Source organism: Microbacterium sp. MAH-37 (genome assembly GCF_009758255.1).
Lineage (GTDB): Bacteria > Actinomycetota > Actinomycetes > Actinomycetales > Microbacteriaceae > Microbacterium.
The window spans coordinates 344,060-355,975 of sequence record NZ_WSEN01000009.1; the positions used below are offsets into that span (position 1 = coordinate 344,060).

Sequence of the window (11,916 nt, forward strand, 5' to 3'; positions counted from 1 at the left end):
AGTACCGGCTGGGCGTGCGGCGGGTCATTCGCCGAACTTGGGGAGGGGCGCCTCCATCGGAGTGGACGACGGAGCGACGCGGTAGGTCTTCAGCACCTGGGTCAGCGCCTTCTGCAGAGCGGGCGCGGTTGCTGCCGACGAGGTAATCCTAGTCGGCTCCTCCATCGTGATCATCACCACGTACTGCGGGTCCTCGATCGGGGCGACGCCGAGGATCGAGGTGTAGTACAGCCCGGACTTGTACCCGCCGTTGCCGTTCGCGACCTCCGCGGTTCCCGTCTTGATGCCGATCCGGTACCCGGGGACCTTGACGGTGTTCGCGAGGCCGCCCTGCACGGCGACGTTCTCGAGCATCCGGCGAACCTGCGCGGCGGTGTCCTCGGAGACCACCCGGTTCTTCTTCACCTCGGTGGTGTGCTCGACGCCCTCGCGGTCCGTGCACGACTCGATCAGGCTCAGATCGATGTGCTCCCCGCCGTTTGCGAGCGTCTGGTACGCACTGGCCACCTGGATCGGCGTGACGGTGAAGGCCTGGCCGAAGGTGGTGGTGTAGTACGTCTGGTTGTCCCACGGCTTCTTCCTGGGGTCGCGCACACCACCCGACTCCTCGTCCGGGAAGCCGATGGCGGTCGGGGTGCCGACGCCGAACTTCTTCAGGTAGTCGTAGCGCACCTCGGGAGTGACCTTCGAGCCGAACTTGGACAGTGCCACGTTCGACGAGTCGATCAGCGCGCCGGCGAGGGTGTAGTCGTACTCCGGGTGTCCGAACGAGTCGCCGATGTTCGCGCCGTTCGGGAAGCGCTCCCGGCCCTTCGCCGAGACGACGCTCAGCGGTGTCGCCGCGCCCTCTTCGATCACCGTCGCCGCGGTGACCGGCTTGAACGTCGAGCCGGGCTCGTAGCTGTGCGAGAAGATCTGTGAGCGCCAGTAGGTCGGCTCCGTGCCGTCGATGTTGTTCGGGTCCAGGGCCGGGTACTGCGCCGCGGCACGGATCTTGCCCGTCTTCACCTCGACCACGGTCGCGGTGGCGGACTTCGCGCCCTGCCGCTGCGCCTCCTCGGCGATCATCTGCGACAGGTACCACTCCAGGTCGCTGTCGATCGTGAGCTTCACGGTGCCGCCGTCGACGGCGGGGGTCTCCCGATCGCTGCCGGGGACGATCACCCCGTTCTTCCCGCGCAGATAGGTGCGTTCGCCGTTCTCAGGCGCGAGGCACTGCGCCTCCATCTTCTCGACGCCGTAGCCCTCGCCGTTGCTGTTCACGAAGCCGACCAGGTTGCCTCCGACGGCGCCGTTCGGGTACACCCGCACCGCCCGTGACTTCATCGCCAGATACGGCAGCTCGAGCTCGCGCAGCTCGAGGTACTGGTCGGTCGACAGGCCCTTCTTCTTCAGCAGGTAGTACCGGGACCCGGCGTTGTCCGCGAGGTTGGCGGCGACCTCGGCACGCAGCTCATCGGCATCCAGCCCGGTGATGTCGGCGATCTTCGTGCTCGCCTCGGCCCACGGCATCGGTGCCTTGTCCTTCTTCTCGAGCTCGGTGATCAGCCACGGGTCCAGCTGCGCGTCGTAGACCAGCTTGCTGGATGCGAGGACCGTGCCGTTCTCGTCGACGATGTCACCGCGGTTGCCTGCGACCGGCTGCGTGCTGCCGAGGTTCCCGGTCTTGCGGGACTCCTCGACATGCTCGTCCGCACGCACCACCTGGATGTCGACGAGGCGCACCACGAAGGCACCGAGCACGGCGAGCACCACGGCGAGGGCGACCACCGTGCGGCGACGCGGGCTGCGGGTTGCGCGGGTGGTCATCTGCGGCTCCGTCCGGTTCGTTTCTTCAGTGCGTCTGCGGGATGGGCAGGCCGTCGTCCAGCGACGGCGGGAGTGCGGGATCGGTCTTCTTCTCCGCGGCTTCGGTCCCGGCGGCATCAGATGCCGCTCCGTCCTTCGCCGCGGGTTCCTCGGTCTTCGGCGCGTCGAGCAGGGCGTTGCCGACCTTGGTCGGCCCGTTCGGATCGACCGTCGAGATCCAGCCCGGCGCATCCGCCACTCCGAGGACCGCGCCGTCGCTCAGCCGCAGATAAGACGCGCTGCCCGCGACGACGAGGCCGAGGGATGCCGCCTTGCTGGCGAGCGACTGCGGTGAGCTGAGACCGACGAGCTCGTCCTGCATGGCCTGCTTCTCGAGGCTGAGCGCGCGCTGCTTGGCGTTCAGATCGGCGAGGACGAACGAGTCCTGGGTCGAGGCCAGTGACAGCCCCATCTGCAGGATGCCGATCAGCGCCACACCGCCGACGGCGAGCATCGCGTACGCGAGCCGCGGGCGACGTCTGCGACCGGGCGCGCTCAGGGCGTGCAGTCGGCGTTCGGATGCGGATTCCGGCTTCTCGCGGGGTTCGGCGCGGAGCGCGTTCAGGCTCATGTCGCCTCCCTGATCTTCTCGGCCGCACGCAGACGCACGGGGATCGCCCGCGGGTTGCGAGCGCGTTCTTCTTCGGTGGCCTGCTCCGCGCCCTTGGTGAGGATGCGGAAGCGCGGCGCGTGTTCCGGCAGCTCCACCGGCAGGCCGGCGGGTGCCGTGGAGGCCGCGGCGGCGGCGAAGGCCTGCTTCACCAGGCGGTCCTCCAGGGACTGGTACGACATGACGGCGATCCGGCCGCCAACGGCCAGCGCATCCATCGCTGCCGGGATCGCGTCGGCGAGCACGTTCAGCTCGGCGTTGACCTCGATGCGCAGCGCCTGGAAGACCCGCTTGGCGGGGTGCCCCGCGCGCTGGGCGGCGGCCGGCGTCGCCTCGATGAGCAGGTCGACGAGGTCGCCGGAGCGGGTCAGCGGATGCTCGTCGCGGGAGGTGACGATGAAACGGGCGTAGCGCGCGGCGAGCTTCTCCTCGCCGTAGCGCTCGAAGATCCGGCGGAGGTTGCCCTCGCTGTACGTGGCGAGCACCTCGGCGGCTGTGACGCCCTTCGTCTGGTCCATCCGCATGTCCAGCGGAGCGTCCTTCGAATACGCGAAGCCTCGGTCGGCCTCGTCCAGCTGCAGCGACGAGACGCCGAGGTCGAACAGCATCGCCGAGGCACCCTGCGCGTGCAGACCGATCTCGTCGTAGACGGTGTGCACCAGCGTGACGCGGTCGCCGAACGGGGCGAGCCGCTCCCCCGCGATGCGCAGCGCGTCGGTGTCGCGATCCAGCCCGATCAGGCGGATGTTCGGGAACCGTTCGAGGAACGCCTCGGAGTGCCCGCCCATGCCGAGGGTGGCGTCGACGAGTACCGCGCCGTCGCGTTCGAGTGCGGGCGCCAGGAGTTCGACGCAGCGGTCGAGCATGACGGGGATGTGGATGTCTCGGAGGTTCATGATCTCTGGGTCCTGTCGTGTGGGGTGACCTCCGGCTCTGATTCCCCTCCGCTCGACCCGGCACCGGGGAAGTGTGTCGGGGCGGAGCGGCGAGGCATCACAGCCGTGGTCAGAACAGGCCGGGAATCACCTCCTGTTCGAGGTCTGCGTAGCTCTCCTCGTTGGAGGTGAGGTAGTCGTTCCATGCGGCTGCGTCCCAGATCTCGGCGTGGGCGCCGACACCGGTGACGACGAGCTCCTTGCCGAGCCCGGCGTACTGCCGCAGGTGCGCAGGAAGAGTGATGCGGTTCTGGCTGTCCGGCATCTCGGCGCTGGCGCCGGAGAGGAACATGCGCAGGAAGTCACGGGCCTGCTTGTTGCTGAGCGGAGCCTGGCGGATCTTCTCGTGCAACTCCTCGAACTCGGCGGTGCTGAAGACGTAGAGGCAGCGCTCCTGTCCACGGGTGACCACGACGCCGCCGGCGAGATCCTCGCGGAACTTCGCAGGAAGGATCACCCTTCCCTTGTCGTCCAGTTTCGGCGTGTGGGTACCCAGCAGCATCGGCCTTCACCCCCTCTGAATCCGGCCAACTCGAGGTGCGCCCCACTTTACTCCACTTGTCTCCACTTTCCTACGACATTCCCGTCGCAATCCCCTCCACACCCCCGTCTCCACCATCGTCCGGGCATGAAAAAACCCCGGAATCTCAAGGATTCCGGGGCCGTGGAGTGAAGTGGAGGAAAAGTGGAGGGATCCGGTGTGGATCAGCCTTCGCGGATCAGCGCCCTTCCTGGCGGCGATCCCAGCGGTCGTTCATGCGATCCATGAAGGACGAGGAATCGTTGCCGCGGGGGGATCGCTCTTCGTGGGGCGCGGGGCCGGTGCGGCGCACGGGGGTGAAGGCGAGCATCACCCCGGCGAGCATCGCGAGGAACGCGATGACTCCGACGACGATGCTGAACACACCACCCAGCTGCGGGCCGAGCGCGACGGCGGCGATGAGACCGCCGACGCCGGCGAGCAGCAGCAGAGCGCCGTAGATGAGGTTGCGATAGCTGAGCGATCGGTCCCCCGAGGGCGCGGTGACGACATCGGCGTCATTCTGAAGGAGATGGCGTTCCATCTCGTCGAGCAGACGCTGCTCCTGTTCGGAAAGAGGCATTTCCATCCCCCTCGGGTTCGTCTTCTCATCTTACTCTCGCGCAGCGCGCTCGGGCCAGCGTTCGCCCACAACCAGCTGCGTATCGACTGTGTCTGTATGCACCATAGGCTGTGAACGTGTCCGCCTCCCAGTCCGTGTCCGAAGCCGTCGCCGCTCGCCTGGAGCTCTTCCTCGAGGACCGGAGGACCGATGCCGCCGAATACGGTCCGGACGGCGCCGCCTTCCTCGACGCGGCCGCGGCGACGCTGGTCGGCGGAAAACGACTGCGTGCGAGCTTCTGCCGCACCGGATGGGCGGCGGTCGCACGCCGAGCCGATGCCCGCGCCGCGGAGAGCGACGCGCTGTGGGATCTGTGCGCGGCGCTCGAGATCTTCCAGTCCGCAGCTCTCGTGCACGACGACCTCATCGACAACTCCGATGTGCGGCGCGGCATGCCGGCCGCCCATCGCGCTCTCGAGAGCGCGCACCACGGCGCCGGATGGAGCGGCGACGCCGCGGCATACGGCCGATCCGCCGCGATCCTCCTCGGAGACCTCCTCGTCGCGTGGAGCGACGACCTCGCCGAGCAGGCCCTCGACGGGCATCCGCACGCGAGGATCGTGCGCGCCGAGTACGCGCGGATGCGTCGCGACGTGACGGTGGGTCAGCTGCTCGACATCGCCGAGGAATCGGCGTGGAGCGTGCACGCTGCGGAGGAGCACGCCGGGCGCGCGCTGCGCGTGGCGTCGCTGAAGTCGGCCAGGTACAGCGTGGAGCAGCCGCTCGTGCTCGGTGCGACCTTCGCGGGGGCGAGCACCGACCAGGTGGCCGCTCTGCGCGCGTTCGGGCATCCCGTCGGCATCGCCTTCCAGCTCCGCGACGACGTGCTCGGAGTGTTCGGAGACTCCGCGGTCACCGGCAAGCCCGCCGGCGACGACCTGCGCGAGGGCAAGCGCACCGTGCTGGTCGCGCGCACCCGCGCCGCGCTCTCCCCGTCCGCACGGACGGTGTTCGACGAGATGCTCGGCGATCCCGACCTGGACGACACCCAGATCGCCTTCCTGCAGGCGACGATCACCGACACCGGTGCCCTTGCCGCGGTAGAGGAGATGATCGCCGATCACGCGTCTCGCGCCGACCGCGCTCTGACCGCGACGCCGCTGGACAACGCCGCTGTCGGCGAACTGCGCGATCTGGCCAGAGCAGCGACCACACGCACCCGCTAGCGCGCCGGACTCAGAAGGCGGACTGCTCAGGCGAGCGTGCGCGCGATGCGTCGCACCTCGCTCTTGTGCCCGGCCAGCAGAGCGGCGATAGGAGTGCGTCCGAGCGTCTCCTCCTCGGCGAGCAGCCAGTCGATCGCCTCGTCGTCGCTGAACCCGGCATCCCGCAGGGCGATGACGGTGCCGCGCAACGAGGGCAGCGGGTGTCCGTCGACGATGAAGACCGCGGGCACCTGCACCGGCCCGTTGCGACGCGAACCGATCAGATAGTGCTCGTCGAGCAGGCGCCGCACTCGACCCGGAGTCTCGCCGAGCACCTCGGCGAGGTCGGGGATGGTCAGCCAGGCAGCGTTCTCAGGGGAAATCTCGGACACGTGCCCACTATCTCACGCTCGCGCCTGCGCCGCCGCGCGGCCTGCATGGTGAACAGCTTTCACTTCTGCCACATTGATCACTTCTGTTGACAACCGTTTACAACCGTGTCAGCGTGTCAGAAGCCGAGAACAAGGGGGGTCCTTGACAATGCGCACCTTCACCGCACGCGAACATGGGCTGAGAGTCGGCGTCTCCGCCGCCGTCGTCGGCGCCCTCGCCGCGACTCTCACCGTCGCACCGGCATCCGCCGAGACCGTATCGGCCAAGACCCCACAGGGTCCTCTCCCCCAGCACGCCGACGCTCGCCTCCGGGCGCTGCCCGTCACGACGCGCGTCGCGCCGTCCACGGCACCGGCCGCGACCTACACCGTGCGCCCCGGTGACACGATCTGGTCGATCGCGAAGCGGAACGGCCTGCGCACCGCGGACATCCTCGCCTGGAACGGCCTGACCGCGCGCTCCGTGATCCACCCTGGGCAGAAGCTCGTCCTCTCGGGTGCCGCCGCGCCGGCAGCAGCTGCCGCGCCGGCACCGACAGCGGCCGCGACGCACACCGTCGCGGCCGGTGACACCGTCTACCGCATCGCCCGCAAGTACGGCACCTCCGTATCCGCGATCATGACAGCGAACCGCCTCGGGTCCTCCGCCGTCATCTACCCCGGGCAGAAGCTCATCGTGTCGGGGAGCGTTCCCGCGGCCGCCGCTGCCGCACCTGCCGCCCCCGCCGCGGNGTCGGGGAGCGTTCCCGCGGCCGCCGCTGCCGCACCTGCCGCCCCCGCCGCGGCACGGGCAGCGGCCGCGACGCACACCGTCGCGGCCGGTGACACCGTCTACCGCATCGCCCGCAAGTACGGCACCACGGTCTCCGCGATCATGACAGCGAATCGCCTCGGGTCCTCCGCCGTCATCTACCCCGGGCAGAAGCTCATCGTCTCCGCCGCCGCCCCCGTCGCAGCAGCCTCCGTCGCGCCCGCGCCTGCGCCGGCCGCCGCAGCCAAGACGCACACCGTCGCCGCCGGTGACAGCCTGTATGCGATCGCGAACAAGTACGGCACCTCCGTCGCCGTGATCCTCGAGGCCAACGATCTCGGCGCCTCCTCGATCATCTACCCGGGGCAGACGCTGAAGCTCACCCTTCCGGCGAACACCCAGCGCTCCGCGAAGCTGGACGCCGAGCAGACCGCGAACGCCCAGCTCATCATCCGCGTCGGACGGCAGCTCGGCGTGCCGGATCGCGGGATCCAGATCGCCCTCGCGACCGCCATGGTCGAGTCCTCGCTGCGCAACCTCAACGGCGGCGACCGCGACTCGCTCGGCCTCTTCCAGCAGCGCCCCAGCCAGGGCTGGGGCACCGAGGCGCAGATCCTGAATGCCGAGCGCAGCACCCGCGTGTTCTACGGCGGCTCCTCGGATCCGAACGGCAAGCAGTCGCGCGGCCTGCTCGACGTCAGCGGCTGGCAGAGCCGGGGCTTCGGCGCAGCAGCGCAGACGGTGCAGATCTCGGACTACGCGCACCGCTACGGCCAGTGGGAGCATCAGGCCCGTCAGTGGCTGTCGGCCCTGGGGTAACAGGACGGCCTCAGAGGTGAGCCGTTGCCGGGTCATACAGGCAGCCTTCCCTAGACTTTCTTCGTGACCACTCAGCAGGCCGACCCTCTCATCGGGCGGCTTGTCGACGGCAGATACCGGGTGCGCGCACGCATCGCGCGCGGCGGCATGGCCACCGTCTACGTCGCGACGGATCTGCGCCTCGAGCGGCGCATCGCGCTGAAGGTGATGCACGCGCACCTCAGTGACGACTCGGCGTTCCAGAGCCGTTTCATCCAGGAGGCGCGGGCTGCCGCCCGCCTCGCCGACCCGCATGTGGTGAACGTCTTCGACCAGGGGCAGGACGGCGAACTCGCCTACCTGGTGATGGAGTACCTGCCGGGCATCACGCTGCGCGAGCTGCTCAAGGAGCAGAAGCGGCTCAGCATCCCGCAGACGATCACGATCATGGATGCCGTCCTCTCCGGACTCGCCGCAGCGCACCGCGCCGGAATCGTGCACCGCGACGTCAAGCCCGAGAACGTACTGCTGGCCGAGGACGGCCGGATCAAGATCGGCGACTTCGGCCTGGCGCGCGCCACCACGGCGAACACGGCGACCGGCGCCCAGCTGCTGGGCACCATCGCGTACCTGGCCCCTGAGCTGGTCACCCGTGGCACGGCCGACGCCCGGAGCGACATCTACGCTCTGGGCATCATGCTCTACGAGATGCTCGTCGGCGAGCAGCCGTACAAGGGCGAGCAGCCCATGCAGATCGCGTTCCAGCACGCCACCGAGCAGGTGCCGCGCCCGAGCGCGCGCAACTCCGCCGTACCAGAGCAGCTCGACGAGCTGGTGCTGTGGGCCACTGAGAAGTCGCCGGACGAGCGTCCGGTCGACGCGCAGGAGATGCTCGACCGGCTGCGCGACATCGAGCGCGAGCTCGACATCAAGCCGCTGGTGACGGCGGGCCTGGTCACTCCGCGCGGCAGCGCCGCCGACACCGGGTCGGTGACCCGCATCCTCACCGGGCCGACCGTTGCCGCCGAGCCCATCTCGTCGCCGAGCGCGCCGCTGGACAATGCGACGGTGCTGCGACGCCGCGTCTCGCACCGCAAGGCACGTGGGGCCTTCCTGATGACTCTCGTGCTGCTGCTGGCGGTGCTCGCCGGCGGCGTCGGCTGGTGGTTCGGCTCCGGCCCGGGATCGCTGGTGGCGGTGCCGCAGGTCGCCGGTATGACCTACGAGGCCGCGGCGGCCGCGCTGACGGCGGACGGTTTCGTACCCATCCAGCGCGACCAGAACTCGATCGACGTCGAAGCGGGAACCGTGATCGAGACCAAGCCCGGAAAGGGCGAGCGTCTCGAACAGGGCGCCAAGGTGCGCGTGATCGTGTCGAGCGGCCCCGCCTCGCATGATCTGCCTGCGCTCGGAGGGCAGAGCGAATCCGACGTGCGCACGACCCTGACGAACGCCAAGCTCACCGTCGACGACAAGGCCGAGGAGTACTTCACTCCCGAGGCCGCCCGCGACAAGGTCATCAACGTGCGGATCACTCCGCGCAGCGGTGGCGAGCCGTTCGGCTGCGCCGGCGGATGCACGGTGCACGAGGGCGATGCGGCGACCGTACAGGTCTCGCTCGGCGCTCTGCCGGACGTCATCGGGCAGCCGCTGGACAAGGCGACCAAGACCCTCACCGACGCGGGACTGGAAGTCTCCGGGGACCACCCCGGCGAGTGGAGCGACGAGGTGAAGAAGGGCAGCGTGATCCGGCATTCGGAGCGCACCAGCCCCGGCCTCTGGCGTCCGGGCGACGTCATCACCCTGACGGTGTCGAAGGGTCCTCAGCCCGTCGAGGTGCCCGAGGTCGAGGGCAAGAACCTCGCCGACGCCATGGAGCTGCTGACCGAGGCCGGGCTGAAGCCGACCACCGCCGTCCCGAAGGGGCTGTGGGGACTGTTCACGGCGACCGAGACCACTCCCAAGGCGGGGAAGACCGTGGACCGCGGCACGGAGGTGCGGGTCGGGGCGTCCGTCAGCTGACGCATTCGAACGCGGACAGCAAAGGGGTTCGGCGGCGCGTGTCGCCACCGAACCCCTTGTCGTCTCAGCGCTTCTCGAGCTCCTCGGCCACGAGGAACGCCAGCTCCAGCGACTGCATGTGGTTCAGGCGCGGGTCGCACAGCGACTCGTAGCGCGTGGCCAGTGCCGCCTCATCGATGTGCTCCGAACCGCCCAGGCACTCCGTGACGTCGTCGCCGGTGAGCTCGACGTGGATGCCCCCGGGGAACGTGCCCACTGCGCGGTGCGCCTCGAAGAACCCGCGCACCTCGTCGACGACGTCGTCGAAGCGACGCGTCTTGTACCCGGTCGGAGTGGTGATGCCGTTGCCGTGCATCGGGTCGGTGACCCAGAGCGGAGTCGCGCCGGAGTCCTTCACGGCCTCGAGCAGCGGAGGCAGCGCGTCGCGGATCTTGCCCGCACCCATCCGCGTGATGAACGTCAGGCGTCCCGGCTCGCGGTTCGGGTCGAGCTTGTCGATGAGCTCCAGCGCCGTCTCGGGCGACGTGGTCGGGCCCAGCTTCACACCGATGGGGTTGCGGATCTTCGAGAAGTAGTCGACGTGTGCACCGTCGAGGTCGCGGGTGCGCTCCCCGATCCAGAGGAAGTGCGCCGAGGTGTTGTAGGGCGTGTCGGTGCGCGAATCGATACGCGTCATCGGCCGCTCGTAGTCCATCAGCAGCCCCTCGTGGCCGGTGAAGAACTCCACGCGCTTGAGCTCGTCGAAGTCGGCGCCGGCCGCCTCCATGAACTTGATGGCGCGATCGATCTCCGAGGCCATGCGCTCGTAGCGCTGGTTCGCCGGGTTCTTCGCGAAGCCGGTGTTCCAGGAGTGCACCTCGCGCAGGTCTGCGAAACCGCCCTGCGTGAACGCGCGGATGAGGTTCAGCGTGGATGCCGCCATGTGGTAGCCCTGCAGCAGGCGCGACGGGTCCGCGGTGCGGGACCCCTCGGTGAAGTCGTAGCCGTTCACGATGTCGCCGCGGTATGCCGGCAGCGTGACGTCACCGCGGGTCTCGGTGTCGCTGGAGCGCGGCTTGGCGAACTGGCCCGCCATGCGGCCCATCTTCACGACCGGCATGGAGGCGCCGTAGGTGAGCACCACGGCCATCTGCAGCACCGTCTTGATGCGGTTGCGGATCTGATCGGCCGTCGCGCCGGCGAACGTCTCGGCGCAGTCACCGCCCTGCAGCAGGAACGCCCGGCCGGATGCCGCGCGAGCGAGCCGCTCGCGCAGGTTGTCGACCTCACCCGCGAACACCAGCGGCGGAAGCGCCGCGATCTGCGCGGAGACCTCGGCGACGCGGCCCGCATCCGGCCACTGCGGCTGCTGCTTGATCGGCAGGTCACGCCACTCGTCGAGGGCGCGGGTGTCGAACGCGGCGAAGGGGGCGGCAGACAGCGGCTGTGGCATCCCCTCAGCCTAGTCGTGGTGACGGGCGCCTCGGACGTCGATGACGTCGTCCGTCAGCGGACGGGTGCCGGCATCCGATCCTTGACGGACGACGCGTACACGTCGTCGTAGCGCTGGGCGCCGAGACGCTGCAGCGCGACCATGATCTCGTCCGTCACGGAGCGCAGGATGTAGCGGTCGTTCTCCATCCCCGCGTAGCGGGAGAAGTCCAGCGGTTCGCCGATCACCATCCCGACGCGCACCACGCGCGGCACCCGCCGGCCGATGGGCATCGCGGTGTCGGTGTCGATCATCACCACAGGGATGACGGGCACCTTCGCCTCGAGCGCCATGCGGGCGATGCCGGTGCGTCCGCGATACAGCCGACCGTCGGGGCTGCGGGTGCCCTCCGGGTAGATTCCGAGCAGGTCTCCCCCGCCCAGTACCTGCAGCCCGGTGTTCAGCGATGCCTCGGAGGCTTTTCCTCCGGAGCGGTCGATCGGCAGCTGGCCGGTCGCGCTCATGAAGAACTTCGTCGCCCACCCCTTGATGCCGCGCCCGGTGAAGTAGTCGCTCTTCGCCAGGAACGACATCCTGCGGTCCAGCATGAGTGGGAGGAAGATCGAGTCCGCGAAGGACAGATGGTTGCTGGCCAGGATGGCGGCGCCGGAGGTGGGGATGTTGTCGCGCCCCACGATCCAGGGTCGGAAGATCGCTTTGACCAGCGGCCCGATCACGACGTACTTCATCAGCCAGTAGAACATCGTCTCGCAGTCTAGTGCGTGCCCGGGGCGGCGCACGGGAGCCCGGAAGCAGACGCGACTGAGTTCCGTATTTACCGCGACTCAATCCCATGACGTAG

Annotated in this window: 10 protein-coding genes; 2 read left to right on the plus strand and 8 right to left on the minus strand. The window is 69.0% G+C overall.

Annotated elements, in window-relative coordinates; translation table 11 throughout:
• Positions 1-24 precede the first annotated feature (24 nt).
• From GON06_RS13870 to GON06_RS13890, 5 genes are all read right to left on the minus strand, one after another.
• Positions 25-1,809 carry a peptidoglycan D,D-transpeptidase FtsI family protein gene (locus tag GON06_RS13870; RefSeq protein WP_157312838.1) on the minus strand — a complete coding sequence of 595 codons (1,785 nt, stop codon included), beginning with the start codon at positions 1,807-1,809 and terminating at the stop codon, positions 25-27.
• A 25-nt stretch (positions 1,810-1,834) separates the two neighbouring features.
• Positions 1,835-2,419: a hypothetical protein gene (locus GON06_RS13875; RefSeq protein WP_157312839.1), complete on the minus strand. Its 585-nt coding sequence runs from the start codon at positions 2,417-2,419 to the stop codon at positions 1,835-1,837.
• The gene (gene rsmH / locus GON06_RS13880) at positions 2,416-3,354 is read right to left on the minus strand and encodes a 16S rRNA (cytosine(1402)-N(4))-methyltransferase RsmH (RefSeq protein WP_157312840.1); all 939 of its coding nucleotides are present in this window, start codon (positions 3,352-3,354) and stop codon (positions 2,416-2,418) included. The genes GON06_RS13875 and rsmH overlap by 4 nt, the downstream gene beginning before the upstream one ends.
• A 109-nt stretch (positions 3,355-3,463) precedes the next feature.
• A complete protein-coding gene (mraZ, locus tag GON06_RS13885) occupies positions 3,464-3,895 on the minus strand; it encodes a division/cell wall cluster transcriptional repressor MraZ (protein ID WP_157312841.1) in 432 nt (143 codons plus the stop codon).
• Positions 3,896-4,112: 217 nt separating this feature from the next.
• A complete protein-coding gene (locus GON06_RS13890) occupies positions 4,113-4,496 on the minus strand; it encodes a DUF3040 domain-containing protein (RefSeq protein ID WP_157312842.1) in 384 nt (127 codons plus the stop codon).
• A gap of 116 nt (positions 4,497-4,612) precedes the next feature.
• Between GON06_RS13890 and GON06_RS13895 the strand changes: the two genes are divergently transcribed.
• Complete coding sequence (locus GON06_RS13895) at positions 4,613-5,701, plus strand: polyprenyl synthetase family protein (protein ID WP_332837556.1); 1,089 nt, start codon at positions 4,613-4,615, stop codon at positions 5,699-5,701.
• 26 nt (positions 5,702-5,727) lie between these two features.
• On the opposite strand, the gene GON06_RS13900 is transcribed toward GON06_RS13895, so the two are convergent.
• Positions 5,728-6,072 (minus strand): Rv2175c family DNA-binding protein, encoded by a 345-nt coding sequence (locus GON06_RS13900; RefSeq protein ID WP_378734776.1) that lies wholly within the window; start codon positions 6,070-6,072, stop codon positions 5,728-5,730.
• A 1,633-nt stretch (positions 6,073-7,705) separates the two neighbouring features.
• On the opposite strand from GON06_RS13900, the gene pknB reads away from it, so the two are divergent.
• On the plus strand, positions 7,706-9,643 hold the full coding sequence (gene pknB / locus GON06_RS13910) for a Stk1 family PASTA domain-containing Ser/Thr kinase (RefSeq protein ID WP_332837557.1): 1,938 nt from the start codon (positions 7,706-7,708) through the stop codon (positions 9,641-9,643).
• A 64-nt stretch (positions 9,644-9,707) separates the two neighbouring features.
• Here the strand turns inward: pknB and GON06_RS13915 are convergent, their stop codons facing one another.
• Both GON06_RS13915 and GON06_RS13920 read right to left on the minus strand, forming a co-directional pair.
• Positions 9,708-11,075 (minus strand): class II 3-deoxy-7-phosphoheptulonate synthase, encoded by a 1,368-nt coding sequence (locus GON06_RS13915; protein ID WP_157312843.1) that lies wholly within the window; start codon positions 11,073-11,075, stop codon positions 9,708-9,710.
• Positions 11,076-11,128: 53 nt separating this feature from the next.
• Positions 11,129-11,818, minus strand: coding sequence for a lysophospholipid acyltransferase family protein (locus tag GON06_RS13920; RefSeq protein ID WP_116243035.1), 690 nt, complete (start codon positions 11,816-11,818; stop codon positions 11,129-11,131).
• Positions 11,819-11,916: the final 98 nt, after the last annotated feature.

Coding starts and splice junctions, on each gene's coding strand:
- rsmH (WP_157312840.1), bottom strand. CDS start 3,354: ATGAACCTCCGAGACATCCACATCCCCGTCATGCTCGACCGCTGCGTC.
- GON06_RS13870 (WP_157312838.1), bottom strand. CDS start 1,809: ATGACCACCCGCGCAACCCGCAGCCCGCGTCGCCGCACGGTGGTCGCC.
- GON06_RS13890 (WP_157312842.1), bottom strand. CDS start 4,496: ATGCCTCTTTCCGAACAGGAGCAGCGTCTGCTCGACGAGATGGAACGC.
- GON06_RS13875 (WP_157312839.1), bottom strand. CDS start 2,419: ATGAGCCTGAACGCGCTCCGCGCCGAACCCCGCGAGAAGCCGGAATCC.
- GON06_RS13915 (WP_157312843.1), bottom strand. CDS start 11,075: ATGCCACAGCCGCTGTCTGCCGCCCCCTTCGCCGCGTTCGACACCCGC.
- mraZ (WP_157312841.1), bottom strand. CDS start 3,895: ATGCTGCTGGGTACCCACACGCCGAAACTGGACGACAAGGGAAGGGTG.
- GON06_RS13920 (WP_116243035.1), bottom strand. CDS start 11,818: ATGTTCTACTGGCTGATGAAGTACGTCGTGATCGGGCCGCTGGTCAAA.